The organism is Paraburkholderia lebeckiae (assembly GCF_014201005.1).
Classification (GTDB): domain Bacteria; phylum Pseudomonadota; class Gammaproteobacteria; order Burkholderiales; family Burkholderiaceae; genus Paraburkholderia; species Paraburkholderia tuberum.
This window is the reverse complement of sequence record NZ_JACHDK010000004.1, coordinates 431,032-448,166: the sequence shown is the minus strand read 5'-3', so window position 1 is coordinate 448,166 and position 17,135 is coordinate 431,032. Positions and strand designations below refer to the sequence as shown.

The following is a 17,135-nucleotide window of genomic DNA, read 5'->3' as shown; positions in this document are numbered from 1 at the left end:
CCTTGAATGTATTTCCGTAACGCGCCAACTTGTTCTCTCTTTATCGCCCCCAGATTCCAATTTTATCCAGGCGACAACCATTGTGACGCGGGGGGCAGAGAGTGAGGCGCTTAGATGGTTGAGCATCGCCAACGGCCTTGGCCTGCATGAAGCCGATGATGTTTATATCCCGGTGATGCTGACCGCTTGGCTGATCGTCGCTGTAGTGGCTTATATCGCGATCATGAAGCTATGGCGGCACCATCGCGGCAAAGAGCCACATTGAGAAATAGCGAGTGACGACCGCACTTGTCCGTAGGCTGTTCAAGGTGGCGCTATTTGTCGGCCTGTTCTGGCTTTCCGTGCCCTACGTCCACACATACCCTATACCGATGCCGGAAAGGCAGGCGCTTGCGTGGTTACGCGCTGCAAATCGGCTTGGCATTCGCGACCCGGATGATTTATACATCCCGGTCATGCTGCTGGCTGATCTGCTTGTGGCGACGCTTGCCTATATGGTGATCATGAGGCTATGGCGGCGCTATCAACGCAAAAACTAACAGGGTCGATGAGCAGCGATCAGGCCGAATTCATTCCTGCGCGGTCCCGTCCAGTCCTGCGCGTGATGATCGCGTTGCGGGGGTTAACTGGTGGGTCAGAAAGTGCGCGTTTGCTCAGAGACAGGCGGGACAAGGCTTTGCGCGGCGCGCGCGAATTTTGGTCTGGAAGGCGATCCCTTCGATGATCCCGGTGATATCCGCGATTCTGGTGGAACTCGTCCTGATCTTGCTCATCGTATCGACCAACGGCGGTGCTCAGCGCAATTTTTCAAAGGCCCAGCTCGCTCAGACCTGGGTGATCGTCGGGGCGGCGACCCAGCGGCGAATGGAACTTGCGATCGCTTGCCTTGATCGGCACGTCGTTGATACAGGCATACCGGTGGTGCATCGGACCATCAGGTCCAAACTCCCAGTCCTCGTTTCCGTAGGAGCGGAACCAATTGCCAGCGTCTTCCGCAAGTCGAACCTTCTCGATTGCGGATTCAAGGGTGAACGGTGGGATGGGCGGGCGCACTTCAGCGTTTGTGGACATCACAGACTCACCAGCGCAACCGCGCTACACGTTCGTCATCTCGAAAGAACTCAGTCTGAGAAATCGGTTGACGCCGACAGTGCCTTCCACGTTTCAGTTTCCGTAGCCACATAGGCGTTCTTTTCAGCTATCGCCTTCAGCGTGTCGGTTCCGAGCGGCAGACGCAGTGGCGGTCTCGGTACATCGACAAGCGTGACGAGGGTCTTCGCAAGCTTCTGCGGGTCGCCCGGCTGATTGTGATTCATTCCTTCAGCGAATCGACGCACGTTGCCCGACGTCTCGTCGTAGTCGTTGATGACCTCCTTGCCGACGACGAGCGACGACGCATCGAGGAAATCGGTACGGAAATAGCCGGGTTCAACGACGGTCGCGTGAATGCCGAGTGGCTTCAACTCCGCGTGGAGCGCTTCCGTAATGCCTTCGACGGCGAATTTCGTCGAGCAATACACCCCGAATCCCGCCGCCGAGCGATAGCCGCCGATCGAGGACACGTTGATCACATGGCCCGAGCGCTGTCCCCGCATCACTGGCAGCACCGCACGCGTGACCTTGAGCAGTCCAAAAACGTTGGTGTCGTACATGCGACGCACGTCTGCGTCGGCCGATTCCTCTACGGCTGCGAGCAGTCCGAAGCCGGCGTTGTTGACCAACACGTCGATCCTGCCAAACTTTGCCAAAGCTGCCTGCGCGGCTCTTTTGGCCTGCTCCTCGTCAGTTACGTCGAGCGCGACCGGCAACAGCGCAGATGATTCGCCAAGACGCTCAATGATCGCCCGAACGTTGCGCCCCGCCGCAACCACTGCATTTCCGTCCGCCAGGGCCGCTTGTGCGATCAGTGCGCCTAACCCGCGTGAGGCGCCCGTAACGAACCAGACGCGCTTGAACTCGTGCTTCGTAGCGTTACTCATGATGTGCTCCCGTTTCGTGGTGAATGTGAAGAGAAGCATAGGGCGCGCGATTAACAGCTACTAGGCGTCGAATGCTAGACTCATAATCAACTAATATTTGCGAATGGAGTCAGCCATGAATGAGGTCCGGGCGATTTCGGTGTTCGTCCGCGCAGCAACGCTCGGCAGCTTCCGTCGGGCAGCTGCGGACCTGGGCATCTCGCCGCAGGCCGCGAGCCACGCGGTCATGCAGCTCGAAAAGTCGCTTGGCGTCCGGCTGTTTCATCGGACAACGCGAAAGTTGAGTCTGACCGAAGAGGGGCAAAAACTATTGCAAGGTGTCGAGCCAGCGCTCGCTATGTTGTCGTCCGCGATTGACGATGCGCGCCGTTCGGGAGAGGAAGTTGCAGGGCCCCTACGGATAAGCGCTCCGACGGCACTCGGGCGAACGGCACTCTGGCCATCGATCCTTGAGTTTGCGGCGCTATACCCTGAAGTGCAGATCGATATTCGCTTCGACGATCATTTCACCGACCTCGTCAGCGATCGCGCCGACGTCGGCTTCCGCGGCGGGTCCCCGCCTTCCGAGGGGGCGATTGCCAGGCGACTGCTACCGATTCAGTTGATCGTATGCGCGTCGCCAACCTATCTCGAACGGTACGGCACGCCGAAAACCGTGGACGAGCTCGATGCGCATCGTTGTTCTGGATACCGGCGTGCGAACACCGGCAAGCAGGCGCCATGGGAATTTATGGTGGGCGGGGAGATTGTGTATCGGGAGATGGCTGCTTCGGTTTGTTCGAACGATATCGACGCGGAAACCGAAGCGGTACTGGCCGGCGTGGCAATTGGGCAGCTTGGAAGCTTCTCGGCCGTCTCACACATCCGGGCTGGACGGCTCGTGCCTTTGCTCACTCAGCATTTGACCCAGCGCGAGTCGATTTACGTCTACTACCGTCGCCGGACGGAACAACCGCTGCGCGTGAGAACCTTCATCGACTTCATCGTTGCGCGCCTCGCGGACAACAGTCAATTTTTCCTCACAGCAGAGGAGTTGGTTACTTCGACGAGCAGAAGCAGCCGCGCCAGGAGCAGACGAACTGCCGCGTAGGGGTGTCTGTTGCGGCAAGCGTAGCCAGCCGTGGTAAATCAGGCGCCAACTGCAAGCAAGGCTTCGTAGCGGGACAAGGGCGTAGCGAACGAGCCGTTTCCGCCCTGTACATCAATGATCGTGTAACAATCCCTCCAACGACCGCGAGACGCCAGCGAGCGTCGAGCCGGGGGATGCGCACGTCAGCCCGGGAGCATCAGATGAAGCCCATACGTAATACCGACTCTGTTTCAGGAGAGTGGTACATCGACACTGCATGCATCAATTGCGGTGCATCTCGTCACGTCGCGCCTGGGCTGATTGTCGAGCGCAACGACAAGAGCGTCTTCGTTCGGCAGCCGGCCACACCTGAAGAGCAGCTCGGTGCCTGGCGTGCGGTGCTCGTATGCCCTACGGCGTCGGTACGCAGCGAAACGAAACAGCCTCGTCCGAACGCAGAGATCTTTCCGCAGCAGATCACATCGGGCGTGTGGCGCTGCGGATTCAACGCACGGTCGTCGTTTGGCGCGCATTCTTATTTTGCCGCGCGTCCGGAAGGCAATCTGCTCATCGACTCCCCGCGCTATGCGGCGGAACTCGTGAAATGGTTCGACGGCGCTGGCGGTATTGCGCACATTCTGCTGTCGCATCGTGACGACGTCGCAGACGCGGACAAATACGCGCGTCAATTCGGCGCGCGCGTCTGGATTCACCGCGAGGACGTGTCGGCCGCCCCATATGCGACGGATCTGCTCGATGACGGTTCAGCACTGGACATTGCGGCCGGCGTGCGCGCGATCCCTGTACCCGGGCACACTCGAGGTAGCGTCGTGTACCAGCTCGATGATCGCGTGCTGTTCTCGGGTGATTCGCTTGCCTGGAGCCCAAGCCAGCAGGACCTGGTCGCGTTCAGGGACGCGTGCTGGTACTCGTGGACAGCGCTCACCGAATCGCTCAGCAAGTTGGCCGCGTATCGCTTCGAATGGTTGCTTCCCGGTCACGGTTGGCACGCGCATTTGCAGGCTGAGGAAATGAATGCCCGCTTGCTCGCATTGGTTGCACGCATGCGAAAGGACTGAATTCGCTGTTTTTCGCTAAAACGCGTCGTCCTTGCCCCTGTGGAAACGCTTGAACTCGAACCGCACGAACGTCAGAAAGACACCCCGATAACAAAAGCATACGGACGCTGCAACACCGGGCGAGTAAGCTCCGCCGTCGCGACGCCCCGCATGACGTCCGTCCCTCACGCTCATCAAGCGCGCGGAACAGGACTTCGAAGCTCGCGCCGAATTGAATCGCGCGGACACCGGCAAGCCCGTCTGAGGCCTGCAAGACGCGCATTTGATGAGCATTTCACGCGTTAGCAGCGGATTCGACATCGACATCATCGCAACCGGGGGAACCGGTCGCGAGCGGCGCACTCGCGCCTCGTTTCCTACTATCGAGAGAGATACAAGCAATGACTTCACTATTCGATCTGAGCGGGCGCACGGCGCTCGTCACCGGCTCGGCACGCGGCATCGGCTTTGCATTGGCCGAGGGCCTCGCGATGGCAGGTGCGCGCGTGATCCTGAACGGCACGCAGGCCGATACGGTTGCCGCCGCCGCAAAGCGGCTCGCCGACCAGGGACTCGACGCACGAGGCCGCGCGTTCGACGTGACTGACGAACGGGCCGTCGCCGACGCCTTCGCGCAATGGGATCAGGACGGCGTGCAGATCGACATCGTCATCAACAACGCCGGCATCCAGTTTCGCAAGCCGCTCGTCGAACTACAACTGAGCGACTGGCAGCGCGTGATCGACACCAATCTGACGAGCGCATTCATCGTCGCGAAAGAGGCTGCGCGGCGCATGATCGCGCGCGGCACGGGCGGCAAGATCATCAACATCGGCTCGCTCACGAGCGAGGCCGCACGCGCAACCGTCGGCCCGTACACGGCGGCCAAGGGCGGCATCAAGATGCTGACCCGGGCGATGAGTGCCGAATGGGCGGCGTCGAACATCCAGGCGAACGCGATCGGTCCCGGTTACATCCTGACCGACATGAACCAGCCGCTCGTCGAGAACGCGACGTTCGATGCGTGGGTCAGGAGCAGCAATCCCGCTCAACGCTGGGGCAAGCCTGAAGAGCTCGTCGGCACCGCGGTCTATCTGGCTTCGGCGGCATCGAGCTACGTGAACGGCCAGATCATCTACGTCGACGGCGGCTGGCTGGCCGTCCTTTGAATGCAGAACCGCGCGGTGGATAACACGACAACAGCCCGCCGCCGGCAAGACACCCTTACGCCCTTCCTATCCGGAGACATCATGGAAAGCGTCAAACCCATTGCGACCCAAATCATCATGTGGCTGCCGTCGAGAATGGTCCGGCACCGAGCCGCCCAACTTCGTGATTCAGGAACTCAAGGGGCCAGGAGCAGCATTGCGGTACGTGTTTCCCGGCCTGCCCGAATTCCGCAACGGATAGGGGTACGCCAACGACAGACCGGGGTAACGACGTGGACGCAGACGCGGCTGAAGGACGGCACGTTGCAGATGCCGTAACGTCGTCAGAGCGCGCTTTCGCCGCAAGCCCGCGCGACCTGCACGTGTTCGATTCACTGCGTTCGATGCGGGACATCGTCAGGGAAGGGATACGGTGCGTGAGGCCCCGGCCATTCTGGCGCGGGCGGTCCGCTCAACGCATCGCAACCACTTAAGCCAAAGAGAACCATCCCGGCGAGCAAACCGGTCGCAAGGCGGTGCAGCATCGCTCTTGTGTCCATGTTGCACCTCCACGCACATCACTGTTTTGCGGTTGGACCTGCAATTGCCTACAGGTTGCGCTGCGATGGCGTGCGCACCGTCATGCGCACGCGGCCGAAAGTGTGGCAACCAGCTCAGGCCGCTTCCCGGTTGGCTCGCTGGAAGACGCGAGCGGCTCGCTCATCCGGAACACCGCGACCGCGCCGTCGAGCGCGCCCGCCTGCTCCTCCAGCGACGCCGCGGCAGCCGCAGCCTGCTCGACGAGCGCGGCATTCTGCTGGGTCGCCTTGTCCATGTGCGTGACCGCGCGGCTGATCTGCTCGATGCCCCGTGACTGTTCTTCCGAAGCCACGCTGATTTCGCTCACGATACGGGTCACGTTGCGCGCCGCGCCAACGATCTCCGACATGGTCACGCCGGCGCGAATCGCCAGTTCGGATCCATTCTCGACCTTCGCCACCGAGCCGACGATCAGTTCCCTGATCTCTTTCGCCGCGGCCGCCGAGCGCTGCGCCAAAGCACGCACTTCACCCGCCACCACGGCGAAGCCACGCCCTTCGTCGCCGGCTCGCGCGGCTTCCACGGCGGCATTCAGTGCAAGTATGTTGGTCTGAAAAGCGATACCTTCGATCGCACCAATAATGTCTACGATCCTGTTCGAGCCCGACGACATGTCGGCGATCAGGTCGATCACCTGATCGACCACTTCGCCGCCACGCGCCGCGGTTTGCGACGCGTTTTCAGCGAGCGTATTGGCCTCGCGCGCGTTATCGGCGTTCTGCCTGACCGTCGCCGTCAATTCCTCCATACTCGCGGCGGTCTGCTCCAGCGTCGCCGCCTGCTGTTCGGTGCGCACCGACAGATCGGCATTGCCGCTCGCGATCTCGCGCACACCCTGTGCGATTGCCGCCGTGCCGAAACGAACCTGACTGACCGCGCCAACGAGACTCTGCTGCATGCGGGCCAGCGCGCCCATCAGGCGACCCATTTCGTTGGCGCGCACGCCGCCGATCTGCCCAGTGAGGTCGCCGGCCGCGATTCGTTCGAAGTGCTGGATGACCGCGTCGATCGGTCGAAGAATCGCTGCTTTCACCATGAAGCGCGTGCAGAGGCCAAGCACCAGCGCGACCAGCCCGATTGCAGCGAACACCCAGCACAGCAGACGAAAGTGCTGCTGCGCCGAGGTAAAGCGTGCTTCCTCGTGCTGCATCTGGAAGTTCCCGAGCGCAGATTCGGCATGTTTATAGTCGCTGAACACCGCATCGGGCGTCTGCCTTTCCGTGGTCCGGAACGTGATGAAATCGTTCTGATCGAGCGCCGTGACTTCGGGCAGAAGCACCTGTTTCAGTAACTGCTCGCGCTTTGCGCGCAGCGCGTCGGTCAGCGCCTTCTCGTCGTCGTCCGACGCAGGTTGCGCGAGATAGGCCGCCAGTTCGCGATCGCTGTCCGCGAGCCCGGCGTGGACGCGAGCGAGCACCGCATCGGTGGGCTTTCCCTGTGCCACGAGCGTTTCGTAGGCGCCGAGATCGACGCGCACATTCAGCAGCGCCTCCCCGCTCGCGGCGATGTGGCGCATCGCAACGGTCTCTTCGGTATACATCTTCTCGAGCGCCGCGTTGGTGGCCTTCAAACCAGCGACGGATATCGCGATCACGAACATCAACGCGGCGGTGTAGCCCGCGATGGTCACGGTGAGCGCGGTTCTGATAGTCGTATTGCTGAACATGCCTCTCCCTCGCCTGCTGAAATGAAAAAGCGGCCGCGGAAAAGTCCGCAGCCGCAAGCTGGAGAACATCGTTGAAACGGATGCGCTGCGAGGCTGTGTTCCCGATCAGAATCGGGTACGCACACCCGTGGTCAGTTCGAGCTGGTTGGTCGCGCCGAACGTGCCGCCGACCGTATAGCCGCCATGCAGCCTCATATAGTCGCCGGCCAGATACACTTCAGTGCGCTTGGACAGGTGATAAAACGCCGACCAGTACAGCGTTTCCTTGTAACCGTTGTGCAAGCCCGAGGTCGGATCGAAGGCGCCGATGTTCGCGTTCGGAATATCGCCGTCGGTGTTGTACGCGGCATTCTTCACACGCATCTGCTGATAGCCGAGCTGGTAATCGAGCGGACCCTTCGGCGACAGCTTGAGCGACACGGTCCACGCGTTATCCTGACGCTGACCCAGCGCGCCCTGATTGCCGAGGTAGCGGAAGTACCCTGCATTGGCGCGCAGAATACCGAACGTATAGTTGCCGCCGACCGAGAACGACTGGTTCGTGTTGCCTTCGCGGTTCACGTGGCTATAGAAGCCCGACACGTTGAACGGGCCGCCGTTATAGCCCAGCGCAGCCTGATAGTTGGCGTTGGAGCCAAAACTCGTCGAGTTGCCGAACGCGTAACCCGCACTCGCGAAGATGCCGTTGCTGAACAGCTTCTTCCACGCGACGCCGTTGTTATAACGCGTGCCGGTCGCGCTGGCCGCGTAGAAAATCATCTGCTTGAAGTTGTTCGAATTCGTCCAGCCGCCTTCTTCGTACCTCAGCTTCGCGCTGCCATACGGATCGCCATAAATCGCCGCTGCATCGCGTGCGATGGTGTTCTGGAAGCCTGCCGTAATCTTGCCGAACGTGTCGTTCTCAATACCGACCCATGCGTCACGGTCGAAAATCTGACCCGGATCTTCCATTTGGCCGTTGGCCACGACGAATTCGCTCTCGAGCCGGAAGATGATCTTGGAACCACCGCCGATGTCCTCTGCACCCTGCATGCCCCAGCGGCTGCCGCTGAACCAGGGTTCGCCGTCGTTGCCCATGCCGATGACATGATTGCCGTTCGCATCAGCATGCGTCCGATAAGTCGGGAAGCTCAGGTCCATCAGGCCGTAAAGCTGAACGCTCGACTGCGCGTGTGCGCCGCCTGCCCCGAGTGCGCTGAGCGCGACAGCCAGCGAAAGATACTTCTTCTTCAAGATCGTCTCCTCAGACTACTGCGTTGAAATCGTGTTTTCCGTACTCACGGTTGCGTCCGTTTCAAGGTCCCGGCAACCGGTTCGGTATGCGAATGTTCGTCATGCTAGTCACCCCAATCCTTCACGCTCCTTTCCCGTGTTATTTATACAAATCAGTGACTCTACTGATATACGCAATGACGCTTGCACCAATTATTCGGAATACTTCTGTCTGCAACCTCAACGACCTATTTCGAGCTGACAAACTCGTTCGTATATGTTTTGCCCAACTCGACGTGCTTGCCCTTGACCGACGGATTGAACGCCGACAGCACCTTTAGCACCGTGGTCGGACCGTCGGCCGGCATCTTGCCGTCCGCTGTGTACATCGGCAGCGACGCCTTCAGCGCGCTCACGTAGAGCGGCTTGTCTTTCTGATAATCGTCGGGCATCTTCGCAGCGATTTCTTCTGCGCTATGCGCGTGGATGAACTGCATCGTGCGAACGAATGCATGCGCGAGCTTCGTTGCCTCGGCCTTGTGCGAATCGGCCCATGCAGCTTGCACGTAGAGACTCGACGCCGGATAGGTGCCCCCCAGCGCGGCCTTCGTGCCTTCGACCGAGCGCATGTCGACGAGCACCTTAGCGTCGCCGGACTTCTGTATGGCCGAGACGGTCGGTTCAGTCGTCATGCCGGCGTCGATGCGGCCTTGTTTGATCGCCGCGATGAAGCTGGCGTCAGCGCCCACCGGCAGCATCGTGTATTCAGTGGACTGAATGCCGTGCTGTCCGGCAAGGTATTGCGTAAGGAAGCTTGTCGAAGAACCGAGACCGGTCACACCAAGCGTCTTGCCCTTCACGTCCGCCATCGATTTGACGGTTTCAGCCGCTTTGGTCGAGACCATTTCGACCTCGCCCGGCACTTGCCCGAACACGACGATTGCCTTGACGTCCTTGCCTTTGGTTTGCAGATCGATCGTATGGTCGTAGAACCCGACGACAGCCTGAACGGCACCGGCTAGCAGTTCATTTTCAGCATCGACGCCCGCAGGCTGCGACAGCAGTTCAACGTCGAGCCCCTCGTCCTTGAAGTACCCGAGCTGTTCGGTCAGGCGAGCCGGCAGGTAGATCAGTTTGGTGATACCGCCCACCATGATCGTGATCTTGCTGCTATCCGCGGCTGACGCGTGCTGCGAGGCAAGGCTGAACAACAGGCTGGAAGCAACAGCAATATGACGAAACGTACTGAACTTCGGTTGCATCGATAGTCTCCGTTATTGTCGGCGGCGAAAGGCCGCCTCTCTGCATCGATGGCGCGATTGTCGAAGCGCGAACCCTTCCCCCAGCTTTCACGGCGAGGACCTGCATTTAGGGGATTTCCATGAGACGGCCTGACTATCCGCGCAAGCACGACAGCGTTGCAATCAGCAAGACTCCGTGTAGGCAGCAAATTCGGCGGCCGCCGGTTTTGCTCATGGAAAACCCCCATCGGAACGTGCAGTGGCTGAAAGCGTTCAGAAGGTTCGGCTCTCCTAGAATTGCATCATCGATTGCGGTGATCCCATCGTGCTTTCAACGCCGACCATCGGCGCAATCGCGGCTTGACTTTGCACGGCGACGTCTTTCGGATGGAACGCGATGCTGGACGAGCCGACGCAATGACAATGCGTATACCTGCTACCTGACGACGCGCATGCCGCGATAGCCGCAACATGACTAACGATGGCATTGAGCACTACCTGATCCGCGGCGTGACGTCGCAGTGCAAGCTCTTCCGGCCAGGCGACTGGGCCGAGCGCCTGACCGGAGTTGTTGCACTGTTCGTCGGGGAACGCTGCCCCGGCAACCCGATAGCCAGCACACCGCTTGCGATGCCGGTTGTGGAGCAGGACATCAAATGCCTACGCATCTCGAACGAATTGCGACATATCTGTCCGGACGGATTTGATTTTGTGATGCGCTTCGCCAGCGACAACGACCTGAAGGTCGATATCTGCCGCGCGCTGAACGATAACCCTGGACGAGATCCGCAACCTGAGCGGCAGACATCCGGAAGCAACGCAAAGGACCGGATGAATGTGTCGCCGGTTCCAACTGCCGCTACCGTTGCTACAGAGTCGAGCGGCTGATGCGACCGCCAGGAGAAGGCTGATGGAGACACTCACTGAAGTGCGTTACACCTACGCGTGCGCAGCATGCGGATATCGCGGGCGCGTAGTTCGTCCGGACGCGTCACATGCGAGAAAGCTGGCCATTTGCGCGCGGTGCGATGGACAGGTGTGGCTCAGCGTCGATGCCGCAACCGCCCCCGGAGAAGCTTCGGCGGCCTTTTCAGCGCAAAGGCTATCAGCCCGCACAAGTCGCGGATGATGCAGAAGTTCTGCATCGCCAACCATTCCGGGTTGATCCGTGATTCGATCCGGCACGGCGTAGTGCCTGGGTGAACTCGCGGGCGCCTTTTTGCCTCGTGCAATGGGCCATCCCGCTGCCGTTCATCGATCGGATATCAATTCAACTGTATCGAAACGCGAGCCCGGAAAACATTCCCGGCGCGCTAACTCAAGGAGACACGCTGTGTCCATCACCACACCTACGCCGGAGCATTCACCGGCGGCGCCCGCGCAGCGGTCCGACAACGCCACCCGATTCTGGCCGGAAGGCTGGTGGAAGCTGATGGAATACAGAATCGGCATCATCCCGCTGCCGGTTTATTTCATTCTGCTCGCGCTAATCACCGGGTTCGCGGTGACGGGCAAGATTCCGGGCGAGATTTCGATGGCGATCGCCGTGCTGGCGTTCTTCGGCTTCACCTGCGCGGAGCTAGGCAAGCGCCTGCCGCTTCTGCGCAATATCGGCGCGGCCGCGATCTGCGCGACGTTCGTACCTTCCGCACTGACTTACTATCACCTGTTGCCCAAGCCAATTCTCGGCCTCACGACCGAGTTCACGAAGCAGAGCAATTTCCTCTATCTGTTCATCGCGTCGATCATCGTCGGCAGCATTCTCAGCATGGACCGGCGCGTGCTGATCAAGGGCTTTCTCAAAATCTTCGTGCCGCTCGCGCTGGGTTCGCTGGCCGCATGCATCGTCGGAATCGCGGTCGGCTCGGCATTCGGACTCGGCGTGCGTCATACGCTGCTGTATATCGTCGTGCCGATCATGGCGGGGGGTGTTGGTGAAGGCGCCATTCCGCTGTCGGTGGGCTATTCCGAAATCATGCATCTGCCGCAGGGCGAGCTGTTTGCGCAAGTCTTGCCGCCGGTGATGCTCGGCAGCCTCACTGCCATCGTGCTCTCCGGCGCGCTAGACATGCTCGGCAAGCGCTTTCCCCATCTCACCGGCGAGGGGCGCCTGCAACCTGGCGAGACAGACGAAATGGATCCTGTCCAGCAGGAGATTCGCGGTCATATCGACGTGACGCATATCGCGGCGGCCGGCATCACGGCGATCACGCTGTACCTGCTCGGCTTGATGTGCCGCAACCTGTTCGGTCTGCCCGCGCCGGTTGCCATGCTGTTCCTCGCGGTGTTGGTCAAGCTGGCGCGCGCAGTCTCGCCGCCGTTGCAGGAGGGCGCATTCGTCGTCTACAAGTTCTTTTCGACCGCGGTGACGTATCCGCTGCTGTTCGCGATCGGCGTCGCCATGACGCCATGGGACAAGTTGATCGCGGCGTTCACGTTGGCCAATATCGTGACGATCGTCGCGACCGTGGCGACGCTAATAGGCACCGGCTTTCTGGTTGCGCGCCGGCTCAAGCTCTACCCGATCGACACGGCGATCGTTAATGCATGCCATAGCGGCCAGGGCGGCACAGGCGACGTCGCGATCCTGACCGCGGCGAACCGGATGCAACTGATGCCCTTCGCGCAGATCGCCACGCGCATCGGCGGTGCTATCGTCGTCACGCTGACGTTGATCGTGCTCGCGCATATCGGTTGATGCGTTACTGGCCATGGGCCCGCGATGGTCGCGCAACGCGCATCGCGCGGCTCGCCCAACGAGAGCCGGTCTAGCTAAGCCTGGCCTCGGGCGAAGCAACGAAATGCCCCGGCGTCACGCCGACCGCGCGCCGAAAGTGTCGGCCAAGGTGACTCTGATCGAAAAATCCGACTTCGGCAGCGACCTCACAGGGCGGCACGCCGTCACGCAACAGCCGTTTAGCGTGCTGAATTCGCACCAGACACACATAGCGATGAGGCGAAATACCCACCTCTTTGCGAAACAGGGTGGCGAAGCGCGAAACACTCAACCCGGCGGTGCCGGCGAGCGTCGCGAGGCTGACGGGCTGCGCGAACGAGCTCTCGATAAAAGCCACGGCCCGCCTGATCGCGCGCGACATCCCCACTGTCCTATCGCCTGTGCAGTCGTAGAAGACTCCGGTCATGTTCTATCCCCTCGCGCTACGTTTTCGTAGCGGCATCAGACCCGCACCGTGCCAGACTGCGCGAGCACGCTCGCCGCAGCAGCACCGTCGGGCGGCCCGCTCTGGTATCGCTCCAGTTCCGCTTCGCTGCGATGGCACAGCACCTGCGCGCCGCTCGCGAGCGTGCGCACGCTCGGCGACGTGCGATTGCAGACACCGTCGATGCGCATCGGGCATCGCGCGAGAAATGTGCAAAGCTCCGGTTCATGAGTCGACTCACCGATCGGCGGCAACGTCTGATGACAACGCTCGCCCGCTTGTTCGAGCCAGCCGGCGCGAAGCTCCGGCGCCGACGACACGAGCAGATGCGAATACGGGTGATACGGCGGCGCCGACAACGCGTCGCGGTTGCCCGTCTCGACGCGGTGCCCCGCGTACAGCACGACGATGTCGTCGCTGATCGCACGCACCTTGGCGATGTCGTGCGTGATGAACAGATATGACACGCCGAGCTTCTTTTGCAGATCGCGCAGCAGCTCGAGAATGGCAGCGCCGACCACCGTATCGAGCGCAGACGTGACTTCGTCGCACAGGATCAACTTGGGTTCGGCGGCCAGCGCCCGCGCGAGATTCACGCGCTGTTTCTGCCCGCCCGACAGCTCTCCGGTGCGCCGCTGCGCCAGCTCGGCAGGCAGGCGCACCAAGCCGAGCAGTTCGGCGACGCGGCGCCGCGCGGCCTCGCCCTTCATGCCGTGATAGAACTTCAGCGGACGCGCCAGCGTGCGCTCGACGGTGTGTGTCGGATTAAGCGCGGTGTCGGCGTTCTGGAACACGATCTGGATACAGCGAAACTGTTCGCGGCTGCGGCGGCTGAGGTTGGCGGCGAGCGGCTCACCGTCGAGCAGCAGATTGCCGCGCGCCATCGGCACGAGCCCGGCGATCACCTTCGCGAGCGTCGTCTTGCCCGAACCGGATTCGCCGATCACGCCTACCGTCTGACCACGATCGATCACGAGGTCCACGTCGCGCAGAATGACCTTGTGCGGCCAGCCCTTCGCGTCGGTGCGGCCGTAGCCGGCCGTCAGACCGCGCAGTTCGAGCAGCGGCGCCGTGTTCGGCTGGGCTGCGCCGGGAGCCGCCGAGGTGGAGGCAGCCGGGGCGACGGGCGTCACGGCAGCAATCAGGCTTTGCGTATACGGGTGCGCCGGCGCATGCAGAATCTGTTCAGTGCGGCCCGTTTCGCGGATTTCACCGTTGCTTAGCACGACGATGCGATCCGCCATCTGCGCGACCACCGCCAGATCGTGCGATACGTAGACGGCCGTCATTCCGCATTGGCGGATCACGCTGCGAAACGCTTGCAGCACGTCGATCTGCGTGGTGACGTCGAGCGCCGTGGTCGGTTCATCGAGGATCACGAGTTCGGGGTCGGTGATCAGCGCCATCGCCGCCATCAGCCGCTGCAACTGGCCGCCCGACACCTGGTGCGGGTAGCGCCGGCCGATCGTCTCCGGGTCCGGCAGCGCGAGCGCGCGGAATAGTTCGACCGCTTTGGCCCGCGCGGCGCGCTTGCCGAGCGTGCCGTGAATCAGCGCGCTTTCGATCACCTGGTCCATGATGGCGCGCGCCGGGTTGAACGCAGCGGCCGCGCTTTGCGCGATGTAGGCAACCTTGCGGCCACGCAATCCCGCGAGCGCTTTCGGCGAGAGCCCGAGCACGTCGGTGTCGCCCACCCGGATCGCGCCGCCCGCGATGCGGCAGCCGCTGCGTGCATGGCCCATCAGCGACAGTGCGATCGTGGTCTTGCCCGAGCCCGATTCGCCGATCAATGCGAGCACCTCGCCGCGCGCAATTTCGAAGTCGATGTCATGCACGATCGTCGTATCCGGCTCGCCGGGCCGGCTTCCCACCACGCGCAGGCCCCGTACCTCGACCAGATTCGACGGGGGTAACGGCGCGGTCCTCGAGATGGCCTCAAAGGCCGCCTGGGCACGTCTGAAAAAGGGTGCCTTCATCAGTGACCTCCATCGGCATCAGGCATGCCCTTGCGGCGGCCATGATGCGGCAGTCCGTCGATCAGCAGGTTCACGCCGACCGTGAGGATCGCGATTGCGATCGCGGGCAGGATCACGACCGGCACGCCTTCACCGAGGCCGGCGATGTTCTCGCGTACCAGCGAACCGAGATCGGCATACGGCGGCTGCACGCCGAGACCGAGAAAGCTCAGGCTGCTCAATAGCAGCACGACGAAAGTGAAGCGCAGTCCGGTGTCGGCGAGTATCGGATGAATCATGTTCGGCAGCATCTCGAAGCACGCGATGTAGAGCGCGCTTTCGCCGCGCGCCCGCGCGACCTGCACGTATTCGAGCGTGCCGATATTGACCGCCAGCGAGCGGGCGATTCGGTACGAGCCCGGCATATAGCTGATCGCCGCGGTCACGATCAGCAACGGCAGTGACGAGCCGAACGCGGCGACGATCATCAGCGCGAACATCTTCGACGGGATCGACGTCACCGCATCGAGCAGCCGGCTCATGGTTTCGTCGATCCGGCGGCCGGCCACGGCCGCGAGCAGTCCCAGCATGGTCCCCGTGAGCGCCGCGAGCAGCGCCGCCGCCAGCGCGAGCACGACCGTCAGGCGCATCCCGTAGATGATGCGGGTCAACATGTCGCGACCCAGGTAGTCGGAGCCGAACGGCAGCTTCGCGCTGAAGCCCGCGAATACGTCGGGCGTGAGGATCGCGCCGACCGAATGCGGCGCGATCCACGGTGCGAACGCCGCGACGAACAACGCGCAACTGACCATCGCCAGGCCGATCCAGCCGCCGGTCGACAGGTTCATGCGTTGCGCGAGGCTGCGGCGGCGCACCGGTCGAGGCGCCGGGCCTCCGCCGCCGCCCCAGGACCGCGCGGGATCGGCGCCCTGCGGCATCATGCTGCTGCGTTGCACCGGTTCGAGCGCGCCGAGCCGGTGAGACGCATCGGAAGAAGGTCGAAGAATCGTCATGTCCGCAGCCTCGGGTTCGAGATGATGGCGCACAGGTCGGCTAGCAGCACGAGCAGCAGATAGCCGAGGCAGAACAGCAGCGTGCAGGCCTGTACGAGCGGGAAGTCGCGGTTGCTGACCGCGTCGACCATCAGGCTGGCGAGGCCCGGGTAGTTGAAGATGGTCTCGACGACGATCACGCCGCCAAGCAGATAAGACAGGCTCAGCGCGATTGCATTGGCGATCGGGCCGATCGCATTCGGCAGTGCGTGGCGCAGTACCACGCGGGCGGGGCTCGCGCCCTTGAGCATCGCCATTTCCACATACGAAGAACTGAGTTGCTCAATCACCGCGGCGCGTGTCATGCGGGCCATCTGCGCGATCACGACCGCGCACAGCGTGACGACCGGCATCGCATACGCGCGCAGAAAGTCGTGCAGGCTCTCGATCTCACCGCTGTACGACAGCGCTGACAGCCAGTGCAGCTTGACGGCCAGCACCAGCACCGCCAGCGTCGCGATCAGGAACTCGGGCGTGGCGACCAGCGACAGCGTACCGAGGCTCACGATCCGATCGATCAGCGAGTCGCGCTTGACTGCCGCGAGAATGCCCGCCGACACCGCGATCGGCACCGACACCCCGGTGGTGATCGCCGCGAGGGTCAGCGACTTCGGCAGGCGCCCTTCGATCATCTCGGACACCGGCAGATTGCTCGACAGCGAGACGCCAAAGTTCGCGTGCAGCAGACCGACGAGCCAATGGAAGTACCGCAGGTATGCCGGCTGGTCGAGGCCGAACTGCAGCCGCAGCGCCGCGACCGTATCCGCCGTCGCCGACTGGCCGAGTGCGGCCTGCGCGGCATCGCCCGGCAACAGGTTGGTGATCACGAAGATGATGATCGAGACAATCAGCAGCGTCAGCGCAGTGACGGCGACGCGCCGGCCGATCAACTGGGCGATATTCCCGTTCATGGGCATGAGCTCCTCGGTTAGGCTGCGCGACACGGCGAGTCACACATGAGCCGTGCCGCTCGGGTGCGCTGCGGCTACCTGCC

The 17,135-nt window shown here is 62.1% G+C and carries 16 protein-coding genes; 7 read left to right on the top strand and 9 right to left on the bottom strand.

Translation table 11 applies throughout. From position 1 onward, the window contains the following. The first annotated feature begins 10 nt into the window (after nucleotides 1–10). Nucleotides 11–265: a hypothetical protein gene (locus tag HDG39_RS34615; protein ID WP_311667726.1), complete on the top strand. Its 255-nt coding sequence runs from the start codon at nucleotides 11–13 to the stop codon at nucleotides 263–265. Nucleotides 266–275: 10 nt separating this feature from the next. After that, complete coding sequence (locus tag HDG39_RS11205; protein WP_184005860.1) at nucleotides 276–539, top strand: hypothetical protein; 264 nt, start codon at nucleotides 276–278, stop codon at nucleotides 537–539. A gap of 268 nt (nucleotides 540–807) precedes the next feature. Here the strand turns inward: HDG39_RS11205 and HDG39_RS11200 are convergent, their stop codons facing one another. Both HDG39_RS11200 and HDG39_RS11195 read right to left on the bottom strand, forming a co-directional pair. Then, a complete protein-coding gene (locus HDG39_RS11200; protein ID WP_035471251.1) occupies nucleotides 808–1,071 on the bottom strand; it encodes a DUF1348 family protein in 264 nt (87 codons plus the stop codon). 50 nt (nucleotides 1,072–1,121) lie between these two features. Next, nucleotides 1,122–1,979 (bottom strand): oxidoreductase, encoded by an 858-nt coding sequence (locus HDG39_RS11195; RefSeq protein WP_184005858.1) that lies wholly within the window; start codon nucleotides 1,977–1,979, stop codon nucleotides 1,122–1,124. A gap of 115 nt (nucleotides 1,980–2,094) precedes the next feature. Here HDG39_RS11195 and HDG39_RS11190 point away from each other — a divergent pair, with 115 nt between their 5' ends. The 3 genes from HDG39_RS11190 (at nucleotide 2,095) to HDG39_RS11180 (ending at nucleotide 5,275) form a co-directional block, all read left to right on the top strand. Next, nucleotides 2,095–3,069 (top strand): LysR family transcriptional regulator, encoded by a 975-nt coding sequence (locus HDG39_RS11190; RefSeq protein WP_184005856.1) that lies wholly within the window; start codon nucleotides 2,095–2,097, stop codon nucleotides 3,067–3,069. Nucleotides 3,070–3,269: 200 nt separating this feature from the next. Continuing rightward, complete coding sequence (locus HDG39_RS11185) at nucleotides 3,270–4,127, top strand: MBL fold metallo-hydrolase (RefSeq protein ID WP_184005933.1); 858 nt, start codon at nucleotides 3,270–3,272, stop codon at nucleotides 4,125–4,127. A gap of 380 nt (nucleotides 4,128–4,507) precedes the next feature. After that, nucleotides 4,508–5,275, top strand: coding sequence for an SDR family oxidoreductase (locus HDG39_RS11180; protein WP_184005854.1), 768 nt, complete (start codon nucleotides 4,508–4,510; stop codon nucleotides 5,273–5,275). A 619-nt stretch (nucleotides 5,276–5,894) separates the two neighbouring features. Here HDG39_RS11180 and HDG39_RS11175 read toward each other — a convergent pair. From HDG39_RS11175 to HDG39_RS11165, 3 genes are all read right to left on the bottom strand, one after another. Next, on the bottom strand, nucleotides 5,895–7,520 hold the full coding sequence (locus tag HDG39_RS11175; RefSeq protein WP_184005852.1) for a methyl-accepting chemotaxis protein: 1,626 nt from the start codon (nucleotides 7,518–7,520) through the stop codon (nucleotides 5,895–5,897). Nucleotides 7,521–7,625: 105 nt separating this feature from the next. Further along, entirely contained in the window at nucleotides 7,626–8,753 is a 1,128-nt protein-coding gene (locus HDG39_RS11170) for a porin (protein ID WP_184005849.1), read from the bottom strand. 227 nt (nucleotides 8,754–8,980) lie between these two features. Further along, complete coding sequence (locus tag HDG39_RS11165) at nucleotides 8,981–9,994, bottom strand: ABC transporter substrate-binding protein (protein ID WP_184005847.1); 1,014 nt, start codon at nucleotides 9,992–9,994, stop codon at nucleotides 8,981–8,983. A 450-nt stretch (nucleotides 9,995–10,444) separates the two neighbouring features. Between HDG39_RS11165 and HDG39_RS11160 the strand changes: the two genes are divergently transcribed. Beyond that, the gene (locus HDG39_RS11160) at nucleotides 10,445–10,861 is read left to right on the top strand and encodes a DUF3579 domain-containing protein (RefSeq protein WP_184005845.1); all 417 of its coding nucleotides are present in this window, start codon (nucleotides 10,445–10,447) and stop codon (nucleotides 10,859–10,861) included. A gap of 451 nt (nucleotides 10,862–11,312) precedes the next feature. Further along, nucleotides 11,313–12,671: a 2-hydroxycarboxylate transporter family protein gene (locus HDG39_RS11155; protein WP_409259220.1), complete on the top strand. Its 1,359-nt coding sequence runs from the start codon at nucleotides 11,313–11,315 to the stop codon at nucleotides 12,669–12,671. A 70-nt stretch (nucleotides 12,672–12,741) separates the two neighbouring features. Here HDG39_RS11155 and HDG39_RS11150 read toward each other — a convergent pair whose 3' ends face one another. The 4 genes from HDG39_RS11150 to HDG39_RS11135 form a co-directional block, all read right to left on the bottom strand. After that, entirely contained in the window at nucleotides 12,742–13,071 is a 330-nt protein-coding gene (locus tag HDG39_RS11150) for a helix-turn-helix domain-containing protein (RefSeq protein WP_260327710.1), read from the bottom strand. Between the two features lie 80 nt (nucleotides 13,072–13,151). Then, the gene (locus tag HDG39_RS11145) at nucleotides 13,152–15,110 is read right to left on the bottom strand and encodes an ABC transporter ATP-binding protein (RefSeq protein ID WP_260327709.1); all 1,959 of its coding nucleotides are present in this window, start codon (nucleotides 15,108–15,110) and stop codon (nucleotides 13,152–13,154) included. Next, nucleotides 15,110–16,102 carry an ABC transporter permease gene (locus tag HDG39_RS11140; RefSeq protein ID WP_184005839.1) on the bottom strand — a complete coding sequence of 331 codons (993 nt, stop codon included), beginning with the start codon at nucleotides 16,100–16,102 and terminating at the stop codon, nucleotides 15,110–15,112. Before HDG39_RS11140 ends, HDG39_RS11145 begins: the two co-directional genes overlap by 1 nt. Next, a complete protein-coding gene (locus HDG39_RS11135) occupies nucleotides 16,099–17,052 on the bottom strand; it encodes an ABC transporter permease (RefSeq protein WP_026226132.1) in 954 nt (317 codons plus the stop codon). Before HDG39_RS11135 ends, HDG39_RS11140 begins: the two co-directional genes overlap by 4 nt. Nucleotides 17,053–17,135 lie beyond the last annotated feature (83 nt).

What these genes read in the sequence shown, in the direction of transcription:
- HDG39_RS11200 (WP_035471251.1), bottom strand. Translation starts at nt 1,071, where the DNA reads ATGTCCACAAACGCTGAAGTGCGCCCGCCCATCCCACCGTTCACCCTT.
- HDG39_RS11195 (WP_184005858.1), bottom strand. Translation starts at nt 1,979, where the DNA reads ATGAGTAACGCTACGAAGCACGAGTTCAAGCGCGTCTGGTTCGTTACG.
- HDG39_RS11190 (WP_184005856.1), top strand. Translation starts at nt 2,095, where the DNA reads ATGAATGAGGTCCGGGCGATTTCGGTGTTCGTCCGCGCAGCAACGCTC.
- HDG39_RS11185 (WP_184005933.1), top strand. Translation starts at nt 3,270, where the DNA reads ATGAAGCCCATACGTAATACCGACTCTGTTTCAGGAGAGTGGTACATC.
- HDG39_RS11180 (WP_184005854.1), top strand. Translation starts at nt 4,508, where the DNA reads ATGACTTCACTATTCGATCTGAGCGGGCGCACGGCGCTCGTCACCGGC.
- HDG39_RS11175 (WP_184005852.1), bottom strand. Translation starts at nt 7,520, where the DNA reads ATGTTCAGCAATACGACTATCAGAACCGCGCTCACCGTGACCATCGCG.
- HDG39_RS11165 (WP_184005847.1), bottom strand. Translation starts at nt 9,994, where the DNA reads ATGCAACCGAAGTTCAGTACGTTTCGTCATATTGCTGTTGCTTCCAGC.
- HDG39_RS11160 (WP_184005845.1), top strand. Translation starts at nt 10,445, where the DNA reads ATGACTAACGATGGCATTGAGCACTACCTGATCCGCGGCGTGACGTCG.
- HDG39_RS11150 (WP_260327710.1), bottom strand. Translation starts at nt 13,071, where the DNA reads ATGTCGCGCGCGATCAGGCGGGCCGTGGCTTTTATCGAGAGCTCGTTC.
- HDG39_RS11145 (WP_260327709.1), bottom strand. Translation starts at nt 15,110, where the DNA reads ATGAAGGCACCCTTTTTCAGACGTGCCCAGGCGGCCTTTGAGGCCATC.
- HDG39_RS11140 (WP_184005839.1), bottom strand. Translation starts at nt 16,102, where the DNA reads ATGACGATTCTTCGACCTTCTTCCGATGCGTCTCACCGGCTCGGCGCG.
- HDG39_RS11135 (WP_026226132.1), bottom strand. Translation starts at nt 17,052, where the DNA reads ATGAACGGGAATATCGCCCAGTTGATCGGCCGGCGCGTCGCCGTCACT.